Annotated in this window: 17 protein-coding genes and 1 pseudogene; 4 read left to right on the forward strand and 14 right to left on the reverse strand. The window is 61.0% G+C overall.

From position 1 onward, the window contains the following. Nucleotides 1-17 precede the first annotated feature (17 nt). The 10 genes from pcaF to paaA are packed head-to-tail and all read right to left on the reverse strand — an operon-like array spanning nucleotide 18 to nucleotide 8,187. Nucleotides 18-1,223: a 3-oxoadipyl-CoA thiolase gene (pcaF, locus tag HWQ14_RS17000; protein ID WP_176610407.1), complete on the reverse strand. Its 1,206-nt coding sequence runs from the start codon at nucleotides 1,221-1,223 to the stop codon at nucleotides 18-20. Further along, entirely contained in the window at nucleotides 1,223-1,645 is a 423-nt protein-coding gene (paaI, locus tag HWQ14_RS17005) for a hydroxyphenylacetyl-CoA thioesterase PaaI (protein ID WP_176610408.1), read from the reverse strand. The genes pcaF and paaI overlap by 1 nt, the downstream gene beginning before the upstream one ends. Continuing rightward, a complete protein-coding gene (gene paaH / locus HWQ14_RS17010; RefSeq protein ID WP_176610409.1) occupies nucleotides 1,635-3,062 on the reverse strand; it encodes a 3-hydroxyacyl-CoA dehydrogenase PaaH in 1,428 nt (475 codons plus the stop codon). The genes paaI and paaH overlap by 11 nt, the downstream gene beginning before the upstream one ends. A gap of 1 nt (nucleotide 3,063) precedes the next feature. Continuing rightward, the gene (gene paaG / locus HWQ14_RS17015; RefSeq protein WP_176610410.1) at nucleotides 3,064-3,849 is read right to left on the reverse strand and encodes a 2-(1,2-epoxy-1,2-dihydrophenyl)acetyl-CoA isomerase PaaG; all 786 of its coding nucleotides are present in this window, start codon (nucleotides 3,847-3,849) and stop codon (nucleotides 3,064-3,066) included. A gap of 2 nt (nucleotides 3,850-3,851) precedes the next feature. After that, nucleotides 3,852-4,619 (reverse strand): 2,3-dehydroadipyl-CoA hydratase PaaF, encoded by a 768-nt coding sequence (gene paaF, locus HWQ14_RS17020; protein WP_176610411.1) that lies wholly within the window; start codon nucleotides 4,617-4,619, stop codon nucleotides 3,852-3,854. Next, complete coding sequence (paaE, locus tag HWQ14_RS17025) at nucleotides 4,616-5,686, reverse strand: 1,2-phenylacetyl-CoA epoxidase subunit PaaE (protein WP_176610412.1); 1,071 nt, start codon at nucleotides 5,684-5,686, stop codon at nucleotides 4,616-4,618. Before paaE ends, paaF begins: the two co-directional genes overlap by 4 nt. Before the next feature lie 7 nt (nucleotides 5,687-5,693). After that, nucleotides 5,694-6,191 carry a 1,2-phenylacetyl-CoA epoxidase subunit PaaD gene (paaD, locus tag HWQ14_RS17030; RefSeq protein ID WP_176610413.1) on the reverse strand — a complete coding sequence of 166 codons (498 nt, stop codon included), beginning with the start codon at nucleotides 6,189-6,191 and terminating at the stop codon, nucleotides 5,694-5,696. Nucleotides 6,192-6,202: 11 nt separating this feature from the next. Beyond that, nucleotides 6,203-6,949, reverse strand: coding sequence for a 1,2-phenylacetyl-CoA epoxidase subunit PaaC (paaC, locus tag HWQ14_RS17035; RefSeq protein WP_176610414.1), 747 nt, complete (start codon nucleotides 6,947-6,949; stop codon nucleotides 6,203-6,205). Between the two features lie 8 nt (nucleotides 6,950-6,957). Beyond that, complete coding sequence (gene paaB / locus HWQ14_RS17040; protein WP_003857353.1) at nucleotides 6,958-7,245, reverse strand: 1,2-phenylacetyl-CoA epoxidase subunit PaaB; 288 nt, start codon at nucleotides 7,243-7,245, stop codon at nucleotides 6,958-6,960. A gap of 12 nt (nucleotides 7,246-7,257) precedes the next feature. Next, nucleotides 7,258-8,187, reverse strand: a complete 930-nt coding sequence (gene paaA, locus HWQ14_RS17045; RefSeq protein WP_176610415.1) for a 1,2-phenylacetyl-CoA epoxidase subunit PaaA — start codon at nucleotides 8,185-8,187, stop codon at nucleotides 7,258-7,260. 285 nt (nucleotides 8,188-8,472) lie between these two features. Here paaA and paaZ point away from each other — a divergent pair, with 285 nt between their 5' ends. The 3 genes and pseudogenes from paaZ to HWQ14_RS17060 all read left to right on the forward strand — a co-directional run bounded on the left by paaZ (nucleotide 8,473) and on the right by HWQ14_RS17060 (nucleotide 14,677). Further along, entirely contained in the window at nucleotides 8,473-10,518 is a 2,046-nt protein-coding gene (gene paaZ / locus HWQ14_RS17050; RefSeq protein WP_176610416.1) for a phenylacetic acid degradation bifunctional protein PaaZ, read from the forward strand. A 656-nt stretch (nucleotides 10,519-11,174) separates the two neighbouring features. Then, a pseudogene (gene tynA / locus HWQ14_RS17055) lies at nucleotides 11,175-13,450 on the forward strand (primary-amine oxidase). Nucleotides 13,451-13,570: 120 nt separating this feature from the next. Then, a complete protein-coding gene (locus tag HWQ14_RS17060) occupies nucleotides 13,571-14,677 on the forward strand; it encodes a GGDEF domain-containing protein (protein WP_176610417.1) in 1,107 nt (368 codons plus the stop codon). A gap of 119 nt (nucleotides 14,678-14,796) precedes the next feature. Here the strand turns inward: HWQ14_RS17060 and HWQ14_RS17065 are convergent, their stop codons facing one another. Next, nucleotides 14,797-16,296 (reverse strand): aldehyde dehydrogenase family protein, encoded by a 1,500-nt coding sequence (locus HWQ14_RS17065; protein ID WP_176610418.1) that lies wholly within the window; start codon nucleotides 16,294-16,296, stop codon nucleotides 14,797-14,799. A gap of 241 nt (nucleotides 16,297-16,537) precedes the next feature. On the opposite strand from HWQ14_RS17065, the gene feaR reads away from it, so the two are divergent. Next, complete coding sequence (feaR, locus tag HWQ14_RS17070) at nucleotides 16,538-17,446, forward strand: transcriptional regulator FeaR (RefSeq protein ID WP_176610419.1); 909 nt, start codon at nucleotides 16,538-16,540, stop codon at nucleotides 17,444-17,446. Here feaR and HWQ14_RS17075 read toward each other — a convergent pair whose 3' ends face one another. The 3 genes from HWQ14_RS17075 to HWQ14_RS17085 are packed head-to-tail and all read right to left on the reverse strand — an operon-like array spanning nucleotide 17,447 to nucleotide 20,599. Then, nucleotides 17,447-17,764: a YdbL family protein gene (locus tag HWQ14_RS17075; RefSeq protein ID WP_176610420.1), complete on the reverse strand. Its 318-nt coding sequence runs from the start codon at nucleotides 17,762-17,764 to the stop codon at nucleotides 17,447-17,449. It lies immediately after the preceding gene. 7 nt (nucleotides 17,765-17,771) lie between these two features. After that, on the reverse strand, nucleotides 17,772-17,963 hold the full coding sequence (locus HWQ14_RS17080; RefSeq protein WP_176610421.1) for a YnbE family lipoprotein: 192 nt from the start codon (nucleotides 17,961-17,963) through the stop codon (nucleotides 17,772-17,774). Then, nucleotides 17,960-20,599, reverse strand: a complete 2,640-nt coding sequence (locus tag HWQ14_RS17085) for a YdbH family protein (RefSeq protein ID WP_176610422.1) — start codon at nucleotides 20,597-20,599, stop codon at nucleotides 17,960-17,962. Before HWQ14_RS17085 ends, HWQ14_RS17080 begins: the two co-directional genes overlap by 4 nt. Nucleotides 20,600-20,798: the final 199 nt, after the last annotated feature.

The following is a 20,798-nucleotide window of genomic DNA, read 5'->3' on the forward strand; positions in this document are numbered from 1 at the left end:
CTCACATTATTGTTCGCTCAAACACGCTCAAGGATCATGGCAATGCCCTGACCCACACCGATGCACATCGTACACAGCGCGTAGCGCCCGCCGCGTCGGTGCAATTCATTGCCTGCGGCCAGCGCCAGTCTGGCACCGCTCATGCCCAGCGGGTGGCCCAGCGCGATCGCCCCGCCGTTCGGGTTGACGTGCTCCGCGTCATCCGGCAGGCCCAGCTGGCGCAGCACGCCCAGCGCCTGTGCGGCAAAGGCTTCGTTAAGCTCAATGACGTCCATATCGGCGATACTGAGCCCGGCGCGCTCCAGCACCCTGCGGGTGGCCGGAACCGGGCCCAGCCCCATCAGACGCGGCTCTACCCCCGCGGTTGCCATTGCCACAACGCGGGTGCGCGGGGTTAATCCCTGGGCCAGCGCCATCTGCTCGCTGGCGACAATCAGCGCCGCAGCGCCGTCGTTCACGCCGGACGCGTTCCCCGCCGTAATCACGCCGTTCTTACGAAACGGGGTTTTCAGCGCGGCCAGCTGTTCAAGCGTGGTCTCCGCGCGCGGATGCTCATCCTCCGCCACCTCCGTCACCGCCCCTTTTTTGCCGGGCACCTGAACCGGCACAATCTCCTGCGCCAGAACGCCGTTCTGCTGCGCCCACGCGGTGCGCTGCTGGCTGCGTAGGGCAAACGCGTCCTGATCGGCACGGCTGATATTTAACAATTCAGCTACATTCTCTGCCGTTTCCGGCATGCTGTCAGTTCCGTATTGCTGATGCATGAGCGGATTCACAAATCGCCAGCCGATGGTGGTGTCGAAGATTTCCGCCTGACGCTGGAACGCCGCCGTGGCCTTACCCATCACGAAAGGCGCGCGGGACATGGACTCCACGCCGCCGGCGATCAGCAAATCGCCCTCTCCGGCCTTGACGGCGCGCGCCGCAAAGCCAAGCGCGTCCAGGCCTGAACCGCACAGACGGTTAATGGTGGTAGCAGAAACCGCGTGCGGGAGCCCGGCGAGCAGCGCCGACATGCGCGCCACGTTGCGGTTATCTTCCCCGGCCTGATTCGCGCAGCCGAAGATCAGGTCATCTATCCGCTCGAGGTCAAGCTGCGGGTACCGCGCCAGCAGCGCGCGCAGCGGCACGGCGCCTAAATCATCAGCGCGCACGCCGGACAGGCTGCCGCCGTATCGACCGATTGGGGTACGAACACCATCACAAATAAATGCGTCACGCATCAGGCTTCTCCTGTCACACTGCCGCCGGTGCGGTGGGATTTCCCGCGAAAGAGAGCGACGGTTTTCTGTTGTTGGTTTTGAATTTCAATGTCGTATACGCCGGTCAGCCTGCCCTGATGCTTTACCCGCGCGGTGGCGGTGAGCTTATCCCCGGCGAAGCCCGGACGCAGAAAGTCGATGGAGCAGCCAGAGGCCACCGCCGCCAGCCCCTGGCTGTTGCAGGCGTAGGCAAAGGCGGTATCGGCCAGCGAGAACAGCTGGCCGCCGTGGCAGGTCTGATGGCCGTTGAGCATCTGCGGCGTGACGGTCATCGTGACCACCGCATAGCCTTCGTCCATTTCGATAATGTCGATACCAAGCGCCCGGGCGCAGGCGTCCCGTTCATACATGGCACGGGCGTTGTGCCAGGCGTTATGACTCATGACTACTCTCCAGAAGCGCGCGCTGGCGCAGCAGTGAACAGGGGCGATAGCGTTCTTCGCCGTAGTGACGTTGCAGGTTCTCCAGCAGCGCTAACAGACGCTGCCAGCCAAGACGCTCGCCCCAGGCAATCGGGCCGCAGGGGTAGTTCACCCCTAAGCGCATGGCGGTATCGATGTCTTTTTCGCTGGCAACCCCTTTTTGCAGCGCGTCCAGCGCTTCGTTGGCAATCATCGCCACCGTGCGCCAGACCAGCAGGCCGGGGTAATCGGCAATCTGCACCACCCGCTTCCCCTGGTGCTGCAACCAGTGAATGGCCTTCTGCGTGGCGGAGTGCGGGTTGCCAGACGCTGCGGCAATCACGGCCACGTCGCGCTCGATGCGGTCAACCACCACGACCGGCCGACCGTGGCGCAGCGCCAGGGACTGAGCGGTTTCACCCTGCGTTTCAATCAGCAGCAGCTCGTCGATTTCCGTGACACCGTCACTTCTTCGCTGGGCGCGCATCGGGCTGAAGCTGTCGCTAACCGGCGCGAGCCAGCTGACGGCAGGCTTTTCTTCCTGCCAGCGGTAGACACCCTGCCCGCTTTTTTTGCCCAGACGCCCCGCCAGCACCAGCTCCTGCTGCACCAGCGACGGCAGAAACCGGCGCTCCTGCCAGAAGGCGTTAAACACGGAGCAGGTCACCGCAAAGTTGACGTCCTGACCAATCATGTCCGTCAGCTCGAGCGGCCCCATCGGGAAGCCACCGCCGTCCCGCAGGGCGGCGTCAATCACCTCCGGCGCCGCCACCTGCTCTTCCAGCGCGCGCCACGCTTCGGAATAGAAAGGACGCGCCACCCGGTTGACGATAAAACCCGGCGTGGACTGGCAGCGTACCGGCTGTTTTCCCCAGTTCAGCGCCAGCTCGCAGAGGGTATCGGCCACTTCCGCCGAGGTTGCCAGCCCGCTGACCACCTCCACCAGCTTCATCACCGGCGCGGGGTTAAAGAAGTGCAGCCCGGCGACGCGCTCGGGATGGCTAACCTCCGCCGCAATGGCGGTAACGGAGATGGATGAGGTGTTGCTGGCGAGCAGCGCCTGCGGCGGGCATACCTCTGCCAGCTGGTTAAACAGCGCTTTTTTCACCTCCAGACGCTCAGAGGCCGCCTCGATCACCAGATCGGCCTGCGCCAGGGCATTGATCTTCGTCACAGGGGTCAGGCGGGCCAGGATTTGTTCCCCGGCTTCGGCAGAGAGTTTTCCGCGCGAAACGCGAGAGGACAGGCGCTGGCGAATGCCGTCAATGGCGCGGGAGATGGCCGAAGCGTCAATGTCGTACACCAGCACCGGATGACCGTGGCTGGCCGCCACCTCGGCAATCCCGGCACCCATGGTGCCGCTGCCGATCACGGCGACCGTGTGAATGTTCGTCGCCATCTTATTTCCCCGTAAAGCGCGGAGCGCGTTTCGCGAGGAAAGCGCCGACGCCCTCCCGGTAGTCGTCGCTGCGTCCGGCAAGCCGTTGGTAATCCCGCTCAAGATCGAGCTGAGCGTCCAGCGTGTTGGTTTCCGCGGCGTTAATCGCCCGCTTGATCAGCCCCAGCCCGAACGTGGGCTGAGAGGCGAAATGCAGCGCCATCTGCTGCGCGGTAGCGGAGAGCTGCTCGTCGTCCACCACCTGCCAGATCATTCCCCAGTCCTGCGCCTGTTCGGCGCTGAGCTTATCCCCCAGCAGCGCCAGCCCCATGGCGCGGGCGCGTCCGGCAACGCGCGGCAGGAACCAGGTGCCGCCGCAGTCCGGCACCAGCCCGAGCCTGCTGAAGGCCATCACAAAGGTGGCCGAGCGGGCGGCGATCGCCATGTCGCAGCCGAGCGCCAGCGTCGCACCGGCCCCTGCCGCCACGCCGTTCACCGCACATATCACCGGCTTCGGCAGCTTTGCCAGGCGGCGCACCAGCGGGTTGTAAAAGGTTTCAACGGACATGCCCAGATCGGGCGCGGGGCCGTTCGGGTCAACGTTACGGTCGTTAAGATCCTGCCCGGCGCAAAAGCCGCGCCCGGCGCCGGTAATCAGCAGGCAGCGGATGGCGTCATCGCGCTCAGCCTGCTTCAGGCACTCGGATAGCTGCTGGTGCATTGCGTCGTTAAAGCTGTTCAGGCGCTCGGGGCGGTTCAGCGTAATGGTCATTACGCCCTGCTCTACATGGCTCAGAATAAATTCCACAGTTAGCGTCCTTTAAAGTCTGGGGTGCGTTTTTGTAAGAAGGCAGCGATACCTTCACGGCGATCGTCGGTGGCCGCGAGCAGCGTGAACAGCTGACGCTCCTGCGCGAGCCCGGCCTGGAGCGGCACCTCCTGCGACTGGCGCAGCGCCTGCTTCGCCGCCTGCAGCGCCAGCGGCGAGTGTCGCGCCATCAGCGCCGCCTGCTTCAGGGCGTACTCCAGCGTCAGCGAGGCCGGGAAGACGTCGCTGACCAGCCCGGCACTATGCGCCTGAACCGCTGTGATGCTTTCGCCCGTCAGCACCATTTTGCTGGCCAGCGATTTACCCACGCAGCGGATCAGCCGCTGGGTGCCGCCCGCGCCCGGCATGATGCCCAGGGAAATCTCCGGCAGGCCAAAGCGGGCGTTATCGCCGGCGATCACCACGTCGCACAGCAGCGCCAGCTCGCAGCCGGCGCCCAGCGCGAAGCCGTTGACGGCGGCGATCAGCGGCTTGTTGAAGGCGTTAATCCGCGCCCACAGCTGGGGACGGATATCGTTCAGGGTGGCGGGCAGGTCTTTTTCAGCCATTTCGTTGAGGTCTGCCCCGGCCGCAAAGCAGCGTTCGCTGCCGTAAATCACGCAGGCAGAAATTTCCGCGTCCGCGGCGGCGGCCTCGAGCTGCCCGGCTAGCAGCGTCAGCAGCGCATTGTTGAGCGCGTTGCGCGCCGCCGGACGGTTGAGCGTTAGCTGCATCACGCGGCCATGGCGGGTGACAATCAGTTCGTTCATGCCATCCCCTTCGCGTCAAAATCGACAATAACGTCGGCGGTCAGCGGCAGCGCCTGACAGCTCAGGACGTAGCCTGCCGCCAGCTCGTCCGGCTCCAGGCTGTAGTTGGTAGCCATATCGACTTTCCCGCGCAGCACTTTGCATTTGCAGGTGGCGCACACGCCGCCCTTGCAGGCGTACGGCAGATCCGCCCCCTGACGCAGGGCCGCGTCCAGGATGCTCTCGTCGTCCGCAGTCAGGGTGATTTCCCGGTCGCGCCCGTCCTGGCGGACGGTCACCTTCTGCCCCTCGGCCTGCACGCCGTGCGTTCGCTTCGCGGCGATGCCCGGCGTGTTAAAGCGCTCCAGGTGAATCGCTTTGTCCGGCATCCCCAGCGCTTTCAGCGCCGCCTCGGCGTCGTCCATCATCGCCGACGGGCCGCAGATGAAGGCTTCGTCGTACTGGCGGAAGTTAATCAGGGTTTTTGCCAGCGCCTGGAGCTTTTCGCCGTCAATGCGGCCATGCAGCAGATCGCTGTCGAGGGTCTCCTGGCTGAAGATGGACACCAGCTGCAAACGCTGCGGGTACTTATCCTTCAGGTCCGCCAGCGCCCGGCGGAACATCATGCTCTGGCTGCTGCGGTTGCCGTAAATCAGGGTGAAATGGCTGTTCGGTTCCGTGGCAAGGGTCGCGGAGAGAATGGCCAGCATCGGGGTGATCCCGGATCCGGCGGCAATCGCCAGATAGTGGCCTTCCCGTTCGGCCTGCGGCTGGTAGCCGAAATGCCCCTGGGGAACCATCACCTCCAGCGCCATGCCCTGTTTGATCTCATCCCGGGCATAGCGGGAAAAGCGCCCGCCCTCGATGGCCTTCACCGCCACGCTAATTTCTCCCGGCGCGGTGCTGCGGCAAATGGAGTAGCAGCGGCGCAGTTCTTCATCCCCGAGCCGGGCTTTCAGGGTCAGATGCTGGCCGGGGCGGAAGCGGTACGCCTCCTGCAGCGCCTGCGGCACCGCGAAGGTAATGGTTACCGCGTCGCGGGTTTCGGGTTCTACTTTTGCCACTGTTAATGAATGAAACGTTGTCATGGCGGCCTCAAATACATTTGAAATAGTCGAACGGCTCACGGCAGGTATTGCAGCGGTAGAGCGCCTTGCAGGCCGTGGATCCAAATTCACTGATAAGCGAGGTATCGGTGCTCGCGCAGCGCGGGCAGCTCACCTCAGCCGGCGCGTGTGCGTGACAGCTGTGGCCCACGGGCGGGCTGATGCCGTATGCCCGCAGGCGCTCGCGCGCGTCGGCGGTCATCCAGTCGGTGGTCCAGGCCGGTTCAAGCTGGAGCACGATATGCACCGGGGTAAAGCCGCTTGCGGTCATTGCCTCGCGGATCGCCCCCAGCAGGTGCTCCGTTGCCGGGCAGCCCGAATAGGTTGGCGTAAAGCCGATGACCCAGCCCTCACCCTGCGCCTTGACGCTGCGCACCATGCCTAAATCGGTGATGGTAAGAACCGGCACTTCCGGGTCGGGGATCTGGCTTAACAGCGTCCAGATCTGCGGGATTTGCGCCGGGGTGACGTCGACGAGGCGTTGCATAGCGTGCTCCTCTACCACTGCTGCCCGGGGTAGGCGCGCTGGAGATACTGCATCTCTGCCAGCATCGGCCCCAGATGTTCGGTATGAAGGCCCTTCTTGCCTCCCGTGCGATACGCCACTTCCTCTGGCACGCTGAGCTGAGCTTCCGCCAGACCGGAAAACACCTCGCTCTCCCACGGTTCACGCAGGGTGCGAGGGTCAACCGCCACGCCGGAATCAATCAGCGCCAGCTCAACGTCGTCGGCGTCGAACAGCTCGGCCGTAAAGCGCCACAGGCCGTTCACCGCCTGCTGCATTTTTTGCGCGGAGGTTTCCGTGCCGTCGCCCAGGCGCACCAGCCAGCCGCGGCTGAAGCGCAGGTGATAGCGCGCCTCCTTAATGGCTTTAGCCGCGATGGCGGCAAGCTGGCCGTCGCTGCTGCGGATCAGCCGCTCGTACAGCGCCACGTTCCAGGCGTCCATCAGGTACTGGCGGGCGATGGTGTCGGCAAAGCTGCCGTTTGGCTGTTCCACCAGCAGCACGTTGCGGAACTGACGCTCATCGCGCCCAAACGCCAGCGCGTCTTCATCGCCCTGGCCTTCCAGCCCGGCGGCGTACGTCAGGAAGTTGCGCGCCTGACCGAGCAGATCGAGGCCAATGTTGGCGAGCGCCAGGTCAATTTCCAGCTCCGGCGCGTGGCCGCACCAGGCGCCCAGACGCTGAGAAAGCACCAGACCGTTGTCGCCCAGGCGCAGGGCATATGCGGATACGTTGTTCATCCCTAACCTCACATGTGCTCGATGCCATCGGGGATCGTGTAAAACGTCGGATGGCGGTAGACCTTGCTTTCCGCCGGGTCGAAGAACTCGCCGCTCTCTTCCGGCTGGGAGGCGACAATTTCACTCGCCTTCACCACCCAGATGGAGCAGCCTTCGCTGCGGCGGGTATAGGCGTCGCGCGCGTTTTCCAGCGCCATGCGGTCGTCGGCAGCGTGGAGGCTGCCTACATGACGGTGCGACAGCCCCTGCTTAGAACGGACAAAAACTTCGTATAACGGCCAGTAAACATTGCTCATGTAGGTTTCCTCTTATGCGGCCCGGCGAGCGCGCTGTTTTTCGGCGTGCGCCAGCGCGGCTTCGCGCACCCACGCGCCGTCGTCCCAGGCTTTACGTTTTGCGGCCAGACGTTCGTGGTTACAGATCCCGCGCCCGCTAATGACCTCGTCAAATTCCTGCCAGTCGATCTCGCCGAAGCGGTAGTGGCCGCTCTCCTCATCGAAGCGCAGGTCGGGATCCGGCACGGTCATCCCCAGCATCTCCACCTGAGGCACGGTGTTATCCACGAAACGCTGACGCAGCTCGTCGTTGCCAAAGCGCTTGATCTTCCAGGCCAGGCTGCGGGCGCTGTTGGGAGAGTTGTCGTCGTTTGGCCCAAACATCATCAGCGCCGGCCACCAGAAGCGGTTGATGGCGTCCTGCAGCATCTGACGCTGTTCTTCACTGCCCTGCGCCAGCGCCATGCAGGCTTCAAAGCCCTGACGCTGGTGAAAGCTCTCTTCTTTACAGATTTTCACCATCGCCCTGGCGTACGGGCCGTAGGACGTGCGGCACAGCGCCACCTGATTGACGATGGCAGCCCCGTCCACCAGCCAGCCGATGACGCCGATATCCGCCCAGCTCAGGGTCGGATAGTTGAAGATGGAGGAGTACTTCATCCTGCCGTCGAGCATCTTCTGGTAGATGTCTTCCCGGGCGCAGCCCAGCGTTTCCGCCGCGCTGTAGAGGTACAGGCCGTGTCCGGCTTCGTCCTGCACCTTCGCCAGCAGAATGGCTTTACGGCGCAGCGTCGGCGCGCGGGCGATCCAGTTGCCTTCCGGCAGCATGCCGACAATTTCGGAGTGGGCGTGCTGACCAATCTGGCGGATTAGCGTCTTGCGGTAGGCTTCCGGCATCCAGTCCTGCGGCTCGATGGCCGTCTCCTGCGCGATGCGTTGCTCAAAGCGTTGTTCTTGCGTCACATAACCACCTTTATGATTCGTTATATCACCATATGTAGCAAAATGGTGAATCACTTGGTTTCTTAAAAGTTACACAAAGGTTAAATATAACCCCAAGAAGCGTTTGCCTGTTTTGTGACGACGCTCGCAAGGCTTTTCGCTTAAGGCTTGCTACGCGCGGGTTTAGCATCAGGATTCCGGGCAACGCAGATCACATCGTTAACAATTCATTAAAACTCAGCTTGATTTTTATGATTCACGATCAAACTATTTATAGGTAAATCACGAAACACCTGGAGAGAAGAAATGCAGCAGTTAGCCAGCTTCTTGTCCGGCACCTGGCAGTCAGGCCGGGGCCGCGCGCGCACCATTACCCACGCCATCAGCGGCGAGACGCTATACGAAGTGACCAGCGAAGGGCTGGACATGGCGGCCGCCCGCCGTTACGCCATTGAACGCGGGGGTGAAGCGCTTCGCGCAATGAGCTTTATCGAGCGTGCCGCCATGCTGAAGGCGGTGGCTAAACACCTGCTGGGCCAGAAGGATCGGTTTTATGCGCTATCAGCCCAGACCGGCGCGACGAAGGCCGACTGCTGGGTGGATATTGAGGGCGGCATCGGCACCCTCTTCACCTACGCGAGCCTCGGCAGCCGTGAGCTGCCGGACGATATCCTGTGGCCGGAAGATGAGCTCATCCCGCTGTCGAAGGAAGGCGGTTTTGCGGCCCGCCACGTCTTAACCTCAAAATCCGGCGTGGCGGTGCATATCAACGCCTTTAACTTCCCGTGCTGGGGGATGCTGGAAAAGCTCGCGCCTACCTGGCTTGCCGGGATGCCCGCCATCATCAAGCCGGCCACCGCCACCGCGCAGGTTACTCAGGCGATGGTGAAATCGATTGTCGAAAGCGGGCTGGTGCCGGACGGCGCCATCAGCCTGATCTGCGGCGGCGCGGGCGATCTGCTGGGCCAGCTCGACAGCCAGGACGTGGTGACGTTTACCGGCTCGGCCAGCACCGGCCAGAGCCTTCGCGTGCACCCGAATATCGTCGCGAACGCCATTCCGTTCACCATGGAAGCCGATTCCCTGAACTGCTGCGTGCTCGGTGAGGACGTGACCCAGGAGCAGCCGGAGTTTGCGCTGTTCATTCGGGAGGTGGTGCGCGAGATGACCGCCAAGGCCGGGCAAAAATGCACCGCCATCCGCCGCATCATCGTGCCGGAAGCGCAGGTTGAGGCGGTCAGCCAGGCGCTGATTGCGCGGCTGGAGAAGGTGGTTGTCGGCGATCCGTCGCAGGAAGGGGTGAAAATGGGCGCGCTGGTAAACGCCGAGCAGCGCGCCGACGTGCAGGAAAAAGTCGATAGCCTGCTTGCCGCCGGCTGTCAGGTCCGCCTGGGCGGCAAAGCCGATTTGCAGGCGGCTGGCGCCTTCTTCCCGCCCACCCTGCTGTTCTGCCCGCAGCCTGACGAAACCCCGGCCGTGCATTCCACCGAAGCCTTTGGCCCGGTCGCAACCCTGATGCCGTACCGCGATACCGAACACGCCATGCGGCTGGCGCGGGCGGGCGGCGGCAGCCTGGCGGGAACGCTGGTCACGGCAGATTCAAACGTGGCGCGGCAGTTTATTGCCGGAGCAGCACGCGCCCACGGGCGTATTCAGATCCTCAACGAGGAATCATCCAAAGAGTCTACCGGACACGGTTCCCCGCTGCCGCAGCTGGTGCACGGCGGTCCGGGACGTGCGGGCGGCGGCGAGGAGCTGGGCGGCCTGCGCGCGGTGAAGCACTACCTCCAGCGCACGGCCATTCAGGGCAGTCCGTCCATGCTGGCCGCCATTGGCAAGCAGTGGGTGCGTGGCGCAGAGGTACGGGAAGATCGGATCCATCCCTTCCGTAAATACTTCGAGGAGCTGCAGCCGGGTGACAGCCTGCTTACGCCGCGCCGTACCCTGACGGAAGCCGATATCGTCAATTTTGCCTGCCTGAGCGGCGACCACTTCTACGCCCATATGGACAAAATTGGCGCGGCGGAGTCGATTTTTGGCGAGCGCGTGGTGCACGGTTATTTCCTGATTTCTGCCGCAGCGGGGCTGTTTGTTGACGCCGGCGTCGGCCCGGTTATTGCCAACTACGGGATGGAAAACCTGCGCTTTATCGAGCCGGTCAAGCCGGGTGACACCATTCAGGTACGCCTGACCTGCAAACGTAAAACGCTGAAGAAGCAGCGCGCTGCCGATGAAAAGCCCACCGGCGTGGTGGAATGGGCGGTTGAGATTTTCAACCAGCATCAGCAGGCCGTGGCGCTCTACTCCATCCTGACGCTGGTGGCGCGCCAGCAGGGTGATTTCAACGGCTGATTTCCCATCACCCTAACCCTCTCACCACGGGCTGAGGGATCCCCACAAAATAATGCCTGCACGGAGGACCCCCTCTCCCTTGAGGGAGAGGGCTGGGGTGAGGGGGAACATATGGTTGTAGAGGTAATTCCGTTCACTTTAAATTCCTTGCTACTCTTTAACGGCATGACTTGTGAACGTGCCATGGCGGCTCAGTCGCCGCCGCCCTGGCGACCCGGGCTCCCGGCGGTAAATCGCCGCTTCGCGGTGCCTTCGGCTTATTCCTTCCGGCTTATCGGGGACGGGCGGAGGTAACGTCCCTGTAAAGCCGCCCTCTCGGCGCATCCCTGCGCCTCGCCCCGGCCTGCAGGAAACACCTCAGCGATTTACAGCCGGACCAGGGCGTCGCTGTAATTCATTTATTTTCCTGAAACAACATTCGTCGCTTTCGGTAAAAAAATTACTGGGGATCCTTCAGCCCCACGGGAGAGGGAACAGTCCCTGCCGACATTATGTTGTGGGGGATGCATCTGCATGAGCGTGTGATTAATCCCTGCCCTTTTTTTAACCTGGCAAGACTGACAAACAACCTGGCAGATGCAGGCAAACGTTTTTCGTGGGCGCCTGTCAGGATAAGGCTGACACAACACAATAAACACAACAAGATGAGGTCTACGATGGGAAGCACTCCTTCTTTTTCTGCCCGCAGAACGGCGCTGGCCATGGCCGTTACGCTCTGCTGCGCCTGGCAGTCCCCTGTTTTCGCTCACGGCAGCGAGGCGCATATGGTCCCGATGGATAACGCGCTTCAGGAGTTTGGGGCTGACGTGCAGTGGGATGATTACGCCCAAATGTTCACCATCGCGAAGGACGGTGCTTTTGTGAAGGTCAAGCCAGGGGCGACCACCGCTATCGTCAACGGTAAACCCCTGACGCTCCAGGTGCCGGTAGTGATGAAGGACAAAAAAGCGTTTATCTCTGAGACCTTTATCAACGACGTTTTTCAGTCCGGCCTTGACCAGACTTTCCAGGTGGAGAAGCGCCCTCACCCGCTAAACGCGCTGACGGCGGATGAAATTAAGCAGGCCGTCGGGATTGTGAAAGCCTCGGCGGACTTCAAGCCCAACACCCGCTTTACCCAGATCGCGCTGGCGGATCCGGAAAAAGCCAAAGTGTGGGACTTCGTGCTCAACGGCACCGCCGTGGATGCGCCCCGGCAGGCAAATATCACCATGCTCGTTGGCAAGCAGATTGTCGAAAGTCGCGTGGATCTGAAGGACAAAAAAATCCTGCACTGGGCGCCGGTAAAAGACGCGCACGGCATGGTGCTGCTGGATGATTTCAACACCGTTCAGCAGATCATCAACGAGAGCCCGGAGTATGCCGCGGTGCTGAAAAAGCGCGGCATTACCGATCCGACAAAAGTCATCACCACGCCGCTTACCGTCGGCTTTTTTGACGGCAAAGACGGCCTGAAGCAGGAAGACCGCCTGCTGAAAGTGATCGCCTATCTGGACGTGGGCGACGGTAACTACTGGGCGCACCCGATTGAAAACCTGGTCGCGGTGGTGGATCTCGACCAGAAGAAAATTCAGAAGATTGAGGAAGGCCCGGTGGTGCCGGTGCCGCTTACCCCGCGCCCCTATGATGCCGCGACCGCGTTGAAACGGTGAAGAAACCGCTGGAGATTATCGAGCCGGAAGGCAAAAACTACACCATTACCGGCGATACGGTGCGCTGGCAGAACTGGGATTTCCACCTGAGCCTGGATTCACGCGTCGGCCCGATTATCTCCACCGTCACCTATAACGACAACGGCAAAAGGCGTCAGGTGATGTATCAGGGCTCGCTCGGCGGCATGATCGTGCCTTACGGCGACCCGGATATCGGCTGGTACTTCAAAGCCTATCTGGATTCCGGCGATTACGGCATGGGCACCCTGACCTCTCCGCTGGTGCGCGGCAAGGACGTGCCGTCTAACGCCGTTATGCTTGATGAAACCATTCCGGACTACACCGGGGCGCCGCTGGAAATCCCGCGCGCAATAGCGATTTTCGAGCGCTACGCCGGACCGGAATATAAGCATCAGGAGCTGGGTAAGCCCAACGTCAGCACCGAGCGCCGCGAGCTGGTGGTCCGCTGGGTCAGCACCGTTGGCAACTACGATTACATCTTCGACTGGGTGTTCCACGAAAACGGCACCATCGGCATTGATGCGGGCGCAACGGGGATTGAAGCGGTGAAGGGCGTGCAGACGAAAACGATGCATGACGCCACCGCGAAGGATGACACCCGCTACGGCACGCTGATCGACCATAACATCGTGGGCACCACGCACCAGCACATCTATAACTTCCGTCTGGACATGGACGTGGACGGGATCGGCAACAGGCTGGTGGCGATGGATCCGGAAGTGAAGCCGAACACCGCAGGCGGCCCGCGCACCAGCACCATGCAGGTTAATCAGTACAGCATTGATACCGAACAGCAGGCGGCGCAGAAGTTTGATCCGGGCACCATTCGCCTGCTGAGCAACACCAGCAAGGAGAACCGCATGGGGAACCCGGTCTCGTATCAGATAATCCCTTACGCGGGCGGTACGCACCCGGTGGCGACCGGCGCGAAATTCGCCCCGGACGAGTGGATTTACCACCGCCTGAGCTTTATGGATAAACAGCTGTGGGTGACGCGTTACCATCCTGACGAAATGTATCCGGAAGGGAAATTCCCGAACCGCTCCACGCGCGATACGGGCCTCGGCCAGTACGGCAAAGATAACGAGTCGCTCAACGACCAGGATAACGTCATCTGGATGACCACCGGCACCACCCACGTTGCCCGCGCCGAAGAGTGGCCGATCATGCCGACGGAGTGGGTACACACGCTGCTCAAGCCGTGGAACTTCTTTGACGAGACGCCAACGCTCGGCAAGAAAAAAGCCGAGCAGAAATAAGCACACGCCGGGCATTTGCCCGGTTTTTTTATCCATACATTTGAGGAATAATCGAGCCTGCTTATAGTTAGTAATACCTGGCTTTCGCGAGCTATCCACCGGACGGGAACAAAAATTGTAATGGAAAAAAGACACAACGCTACACCTGAGCCAGCGACCTGGCCAACCCGTAATTCGATGGTCGTCCACGGGCTGGCCGTAAACCTGCCGTGGCTTGCTTTCGTGAATGCGAGCTTTGCGCTGATGGTTCTGCTGCGCAACTCCCTGTTCGGCCATATTGATGCCCTTCTGCACATCAGCCAGCACCTGCGGCTGATGATTGACGCCTCCATGCTTGGCGTGGTGATCCTCTCCGTTGCGCTGGTGATGATGGCCTGGCGACGCATCCGCGGGGTCAGCGCCGTGCTGTTCATATGCAGCGTGCTCTGGTCGCTTTGCTGTTACTGGTTTATCAACGTTATCCAGCTTCCTCACCCCTGGCCGATATTTGTCACCCTGCTGATGGCCGGCATGACCGCACTCTATTTTCACCCGGTGGGGCTGTTATGCTTCATCGTGCCGCTGTGGCTCACCATGCCCGTTGCCAGCATGCTGCTGAATAAGGAAATGACGCTTCGCTTTGCCGGGCTGTGGGTGATCTTCACGTTCATCCTCGTTTGCGGACGCTATATCCTGCTCCGCTGGTTTGATGAAGCCTGGCGTCGCAACCAGCAGAACCAGCGGTTAATTTCGCGGCTGGACGCGCTGGCCCATCAGGATCCGCTGACGAAAACGGCCAATCGCCGCGCGATGGAGCTGGTGCTGGAAAACGCGGTGGAGCAAGGCAAGCCCTTCACGGTGCTGATGCTGGACGTGGATTACTTCAAACTTTATAACGATACCTATGGTCACCAGGCGGGAGATGAGTGCCTGGCGCGGGTGGCCGAGGTGCTGAATACGTCGGTGCGCACGCCTGAGGATGTGGTCTCACGCTACGGTGGCGAGGAGTTTGTGGTGATCCTCTTTGACTGCGCAGAAGACGTTGCTGAAAAGGTCGCCGCACGGATCCAGGCTGGCCTGCGGGCGGCGGCGATCCCGCACGCCGCGTCTAAGGTCAATGACTATGTGACGGCCAGTATGGGCATCGCAGGTCACACCGAAGGTCTGGCCGGGCCCGAAATCATCGCCCGCGCCGACGCGGCGCTGTATCGGGCGAAAGAGGGAGGACGGGATCGGTGGTCGCGGTAAGGCTGGCGCCCGCGTCCCCTCACCCTAACCCTCTCCCCTGAGAGCCGAGGGCATTGCTCAGTGCCCGCAGTAATTTATGGGGATCCCTCAGCCCACAGGGAGAGGGTTACCCGGCGTTTTTAATACCGCACGCAAACTGACTTGGTTTCACACCAGCCGTCCAGCCAGTCCGGGCCGAAATCGCGCCCGGTGCCGGACTGCTTCATTCCACCAAACGGCAGGTTAGCGTCGATCAGCGTATGGCTGTTCACCCATACCGTCCCGGCCTGTAGCCTGTCGGTGTATTCCAGCGCTTTACCGATATTCTGCGTCCAGACGCTGGCGGTGAGCCCGTACTCGGTGTCGTTCGCCAGCTGCAGCGCCTCCTCCCCGTCCGCCACGCGCACCAGGTTTACCACCGGGCCGAACACCTCCTCACGCGTCAGGCGCAGGTTATTATCCGGGTTAACCACCAGCGTCGGCGAAACGTAATAGCCTTTGTCGTCCGGCCCGCGGTTACCGCTAATCAGTTCCGCGTTGTGTGCTTTCGCGTCGTCAAGGAACGCCTGAACCTTATCGCAGTGGGCGCGCGACACCAGCGGGTTGATAAACGCCTCGGGCGACATGCCCGGCCCGACGCTGAGGGACTTCACGGCCTGCTCAAACTCGCTGACCAGCGTGTCAAACAGGGGAGCCTCAATATAAATGCGCGAGCTGGCGGCGCATACCTGCCCCTGGTTCAGAAAACTGCCGGTCATTAGCCCCTCAATCACCCATGACGGATCGGCGTCCTTCAGGACGATGGCCGGATTTTTGCCCCCCAGCTCCAGCGTCACGCCCGTTAACGTGTCCGCCGCCGCGCGGGCGATCTGCTTGCCCGTCGCCGTCGAACCGGTAAAACTCACCTTGGCAACGCGCGGGTGCGAGGTCAGCGCCGCGCCGCAGACGGCGCCGCTTCCGGTAACCACGTTGAACACGCCATCCGGGATCCCCGCCTCGCTCGCCAGCTCCGCCACCCGTAACAGGGTGAGCGGCGTGGTTTCGGAGGGTTTGATCACGATTGAACAGCCTGCCGCCAGCGCGGGCATCACCTTCCACATGCCAATCATCAGCGGGAAGTTCCACGGCACGATCCCCGCCACGACCCCAACCGGCTCTTTGCGCGTCCACGCCTGATAGCGCGCCCCCTGCGGCAGAGGAATAGAGAGATCGAGAGTTTTTCCGGCAATTTTCGTGGTCAGCCCCGCCGTATAGCGCATCCAGTTCAGGGTGCAGCCCACTTCGAACGCGCGGGAAATAGTAATGGATTTCCCCTGCTCCAGCGTTTCGAGCTGAGCCAGCTCTTCGCCGTGCTGCTCCACCAGATCCGCAAACCGCAGCAGGATGCGTTCCCGCTCGGCCGGCAGACGCCCTGCCCAGCTTCGGGCGACAAAGGCGCGCCAGCCCGACATCACCGCACGATCCACGTCATCAACGCTGGCATCGGCGGTGGAGGCAATCACCTCTCCGGTCGCCGGGTTGTAGACGTTCAGACGCTTTTCGCTATCGGACGCGGCCTGACGCCCTTCAATCCACAGGCCATGCTGGCGATCTAAAAACTGCTGCACGCCCGGTAGAACGGCGGTATGTGATTCCGACATAGGGTACTCCTTCGTTATGCTTCGCAGGGTGTGTATGCAGTCTAAGAGGGGTTTCGCATTCCTGCTTTTGTCTGTGTGACATTCGCTTTGCCACCTGTGACAGGCTCCGCAAATTGTGATAATTCCCGCTTATAACGCTGTAACCATTGAGTGTTCTTTCCTATAGTCAGCCTCGTAGCCCTGACTAAATGCAACATAAATGCAACAATGCAAAAACGGTGACGGTGCAGCGAGAAAATCAATGACATGTGCAAGCGAACAGGACAATTTTCAGCAGTGGCTGGCGCAGATTAACCAGGTTTGCGGGCGCTTTGCTGCGCGTCCGCTAGGGGGCGCGTTTCTCGGCGAGCTGGAAACCAGCTACACCCAAAGCCTGAAGCTAAGCACCGTAACCGCCGCTGGCGTTAACCTGTTTCGCACCCGTCAGGAGATCAAAAACGGCAACGACGCCTGGTTCTATACCGTGTTTCAGCTGGAAGGCAGCGCGGAGATTGAGCAGGACGACCGCCGCTCGGTGCTAAAAACCGGAGATATCACGCTGATTGATGCCTCCCGCCCGTGCTCCATATACTGGCAGGAGCGATCCCGCCAGATTTCGCTGCTGCTGCCGCGGCAGATCGTTGAGCAATACGCGCGCTTTCAGGAAGTGAGCTGCGCGCTTACCCTCTCCCGCAGCCTTCCTACCGTTCAGCTTAGCTATCGCCTGTTGCAGGAGAGCATGGGCAATGCCGATCTGAGCGCCAGAGAGAGTGAAGCGGCCCTTGAGGCAATGGTGTGCCTGCTGCGCCCGGCGTTCCAGCAGCGTGACGAGGTGCTGCCGCGCAAGGAGCGCCAGTTCCGCAACGTTCTGTCACTGATTGACGACCATATTCAGTCAGAGGCGTTAAGACCGGAGTGGATAGCCTCTGAGAGCGGCATGTCAGTACGCAGCCTGTACCGCATGTTCGCCGAGAAGGGGCTGGTGGTGGCGCAGTATATCAAGAACCGTCGCCTCGATTTGTGCGCTCAGGCGCTGCGCGGTATTAGCGATGACGAAAAGCTGGCGGGAATTGGCTACAGCTGGGGCTTTACCGACCATAGCCATTTTTCCACCGCGTTTAAGCAGCGTTTTGGGGTCTCGCCGGGCGAATACCGGAAGCGTTTTCGCTAGCTACTTTTTCAGCCACCTGCCGTTTATCCCCTTCACGTACTCCCCCGGCTGCGCGCGGGCCACCAGCTTTTGCCCCGCCATTTTTGCCACGTCGTCCACGGGCAGATTATTGCTGTCGGCCAGTTTTTGATAGCTTTCCGTGCGCGCGGCGTTGATACGGTTCACCAGCGCCAGCGTTTCCGCGTCATGCTGGACGGGGGCAAGGTAGCCGCTCAGGGTTTCCCCCACGCGCCCCTGGGCGCGCGCGTCGTTGAGCGTGAGCGTGGCGGCGTGAACGTTCATCCCCAGCGCCAGTAACAGCAGTGCTAATCGTTTCATGGCATCCTCAGAACAGATCGCTGCGGGATTTCAGCAGGGCTTCAGCGTCTTTATCCACCTTGATATGGATTTCGTGCTCGATTTTCACGTTCATGTTGATGGTGATCGGCTCTTTGGGCGCCGCCACTTCAATGCGCGGCGTACAGCCTGACAGCAGCGCGGCCACGGCCACGGCGAGCACACCAGCCCTCATTTTCATTGTTGTTCCTCACTTTCCTTGTCTGTCGAACCGCGGAGAAGTGGTATCGCCGCATGTTGCTCAAACCATGTTTGCAAATTGTCCCCAAAGCGCAGGCTGCGCCAGAGGGTAAAAATGTTCTCTTCATGGGTATAGTTCAGATTCACGAAGCCGCTTTTGCCGTCGACGCGGCTGGTGCCCTTAATGGACGCCTGCATGGTTAATACGCCCAGATTATCCACATTGAGTTTTGTCCACGACTGCGAAATTTCCATATAGCGGAGCCAGTTAATTGCCGCCCCGGCAGCCATGTTGTCTTTCACAATGGCGTCAGCCGTATCCTGGTCGATACGCAGCGTCATCGGCCCCGGGTTGGTCAGCCAGCCATCTTTAATGATCCATTTCTCATTGTCCAGCCAGAACGGCAGCGCACCGCTCACCGGGCCGGACATGGAAAACTGCTTAGGATCTACCGCGCTAATCAGTTCGCTGGAGGAAATATTATCCACGCGCAGGAGCGCCGGATCGTGCTGCGGCATTCTCAGCTGCTGCATGGTGATTTTTCCGCCCAGCACCTCAACCTTAACGTTGGTGAGCAGGAGCGGGTTCGCTTCGGTCCAGGGATAATCGCCCTGGAGATCCGCGGTGATATTTCGGGCCGTCACCAGGTTTTTCACCTCGCCGATGCGTAACGTTACCGGCCCGCGCGTGCCCAGCGACCAGGTGCCCTGGCTCAAGCGGAACGGCAGTACAAAATCGACGCCGTTTATCTCGTTATCCGGCATCCACGCGCTGCCTGCTTTCAGCACCCCGTGCCCCCCCGCCTCAAAGCCCTGCCCGGCTGCCGCCGAGAAAGCGACCTGGGCATACATCTCACCGTCGCGCAGCGTCATTTTCCAGTCCGGTGGGATCAGCGGCTGAAACACGGTGAGAGACTGCTTTGGCCACCAGGCCTGACCGCGAAGGCGTTCGCCGTCCCAGCGGCCATTCACCCGTACCGGGCCGATTTTTTCCGCATGGAGGTCACCCTTAAACTGGAATACCGTCGGGTCTGTCCCCTCAACGCTGAAGGTCAGGACGGACGGCGGCAGCACGCTTCCGCCAGAGAAGGTGGTTTGTCCGGCATTAAGCACGAGCGCGCCGCTGAAGGTGGGTTTATCCGGGTCCCGCGACCAGCGCACCGGCTTTTCCAGCACCAGGCGCGGTTTGCTGACAAGCATCGTGCCGTACTGGAGTTTGTCGAAACCGGTAGAGAGGTCCGTCAGCTCTATCAGGCTGTCGCGCCACTCCCCCGTGCCCCGCACATCCCAGCGCGCGTTCATTGGCGTGAAGTTCCCTTTACCCCAGTAGCGCCACTGCCACAGGCCGTTATCGGGTAAAAAATCGTTCGCCTGGCCGTCCAGGTGCAGCTCAAAATTGCCCATCTCGTTCTCATGCGCCCGCAGAATGGCCTGCAAGCGGCCGTCCACGCCCTTCTGCGTAAGCTTCACCCCCGCCAGCGGCCAGCGGATCTCATCGATATCGAGCGAATCGATGAGGCGACCGCGCGAGCGCAGCAGCGCGCCGGGAGCAAAAGTAAGCTGAGGATCGTAAAGGCTGCCGGTCAGCTTTGCCGGGAGTCTGGCATACAGGATCAGATCGTTTTGCTTGGCTTCACCGCTCAGGTACAGCGGCATATCGCTGTTTTCCATACTGAGCGAGCCGGGGCCGATATTCAGCACCGCGTTGCCCTTACCCGCATCCCCCTGCGTCAGGACGTTGAGACGCCCCGTGAACGTGGCTTTTTCCAGCCCCTGCTGCCAGTTATCTACCCTGAGGCCGACGCGACCGCTCATCGGCATACCGGAGGCCGACCAGCTCCAGCGGCCGTCGCTGACGTTTAACCGCTGGGCGGTAATCTGCCACGGTAAATCGAGCAGCGGATCGGGATTGCCACGCACCATGACCAGCAGCTGGCCCTGATTGCCCTCCCAGTCAAGATCGGCATCGACCAGCGAGGATAACTGTGGCACGTTGAAGGTGGCGACCGTATGCCCTTTTACCGGCACGCCGTCCGGTACCAGCGGCATCGTAAATTCGCCGACCAGCTTCACGGGCTGCGGCTGGTTCGGCAGCTGCACATCGAACTGGCTTATTGAAAGCGTCTGGCCGCGCAGCTGCCCCCTGATGCTCACCTGCTCTCCTTTATAGGTGATTTCCTGGCGGGCCGGGGTCAGTGAAGCGTGCAGCTCCCCCTCCCACTGCTGCCAGGGGGAAAGCGTAAAGCGGTGAACGGTAAGCCATGTGTTGGGCAGAATGGCCTGCCACTGGGCCAGCGTTTTCGGCGCGACCGTAGAGGGCGCGGATTGCGGTAATTTGCTCAGGCAGACGGCGTTGAGATCGAGCGCGCCAATATCCAGATCCCAGCGGCCCGGATGGGACAGCGTGAGGTTTTCGACGCGGGCAATTTCACACTCATCTACCAGATAGCGGAGATCGGGAACGATCAGGGCGTGGCGCGTGAGCCGCGGGCTTTCTTCGAACGCGATGCGCGTTCCAACCGGTAGCCAGATCCCGGCGAGCGTGGGCACCCACTGGGCGAGCGTCATCAGCAGCGTCAGCGGCACAATAAAGAGCAGCAGTAATAGCGCGATTGCGGCTTTGTATTTACCCTTCATGGGCAGTTAATATCCTGATTTAGCGAAATAAATAAGCCGTTCCTGCCGCTCATTGTCGCATGTTTAGCCAGTCAGTTGAAGGTAATGCCATTTTTAAGAGTAGATGCTCTACAATAATTCATAGAACTTATTGATTTCAATGAAATTTGAAAAATTGTAAGATAATTTTAATCATGCTAACGTGGTTGCAAAATCACTG

Source organism: Enterobacter cloacae, from assembly GCF_013375935.1.
GTDB classification, from domain to species: Bacteria; Pseudomonadota; Gammaproteobacteria; order Enterobacterales; family Enterobacteriaceae; genus Enterobacter; species Enterobacter pasteurii.

What these genes read in the sequence shown, in the direction of transcription:
- paaF (WP_176610411.1), bottom strand. Translation starts at nt 4,619, where the DNA reads ATGAACGAACTGATTGTCACCCGCCATGGCCGCGTGATGCAGCTAACG.
- paaH (WP_176610409.1), bottom strand. Translation starts at nt 3,062, where the DNA reads ATGGCGACGAACATTCACACGGTCGCCGTGATCGGCAGCGGCACCATG.
- paaZ (WP_176610416.1), top strand. Translation starts at nt 8,473, where the DNA reads ATGCAGCAGTTAGCCAGCTTCTTGTCCGGCACCTGGCAGTCAGGCCGG.
- HWQ14_RS17085 (WP_176610422.1), bottom strand. Translation starts at nt 20,599, where the DNA reads ATGAAGGGTAAATACAAAGCCGCAATCGCGCTATTACTGCTGCTCTTT.
- paaI (WP_176610408.1), bottom strand. Translation starts at nt 1,645, where the DNA reads ATGAGTCATAACGCCTGGCACAACGCCCGTGCCATGTATGAACGGGAC.
- HWQ14_RS17060 (WP_176610417.1), top strand. Translation starts at nt 13,571, where the DNA reads ATGGAAAAAAGACACAACGCTACACCTGAGCCAGCGACCTGGCCAACC.
- paaB (WP_003857353.1), bottom strand. Translation starts at nt 7,245, where the DNA reads ATGAGCAATGTTTACTGGCCGTTATACGAAGTTTTTGTCCGTTCTAAG.
- HWQ14_RS17080 (WP_176610421.1), bottom strand. Translation starts at nt 17,963, where the DNA reads ATGAAAATGAGGGCTGGTGTGCTCGCCGTGGCCGTGGCCGCGCTGCTG.
- pcaF (WP_176610407.1), bottom strand. Translation starts at nt 1,223, where the DNA reads ATGCGTGACGCATTTATTTGTGATGGTGTTCGTACCCCAATCGGTCGA.
- HWQ14_RS17065 (WP_176610418.1), bottom strand. Translation starts at nt 16,296, where the DNA reads ATGTCGGAATCACATACCGCCGTTCTACCGGGCGTGCAGCAGTTTTTA.
- paaE (WP_176610412.1), bottom strand. Translation starts at nt 5,686, where the DNA reads ATGACAACGTTTCATTCATTAACAGTGGCAAAAGTAGAACCCGAAACC.
- HWQ14_RS17075 (WP_176610420.1), bottom strand. Translation starts at nt 17,764, where the DNA reads ATGAAACGATTAGCACTGCTGTTACTGGCGCTGGGGATGAACGTTCAC.
- paaC (WP_176610414.1), bottom strand. Translation starts at nt 6,949, where the DNA reads ATGAACAACGTATCCGCATATGCCCTGCGCCTGGGCGACAACGGTCTG.
- paaD (WP_176610413.1), bottom strand. Translation starts at nt 6,191, where the DNA reads ATGCAACGCCTCGTCGACGTCACCCCGGCGCAAATCCCGCAGATCTGG.
- feaR (WP_176610419.1), top strand. Translation starts at nt 16,538, where the DNA reads ATGACATGTGCAAGCGAACAGGACAATTTTCAGCAGTGGCTGGCGCAG.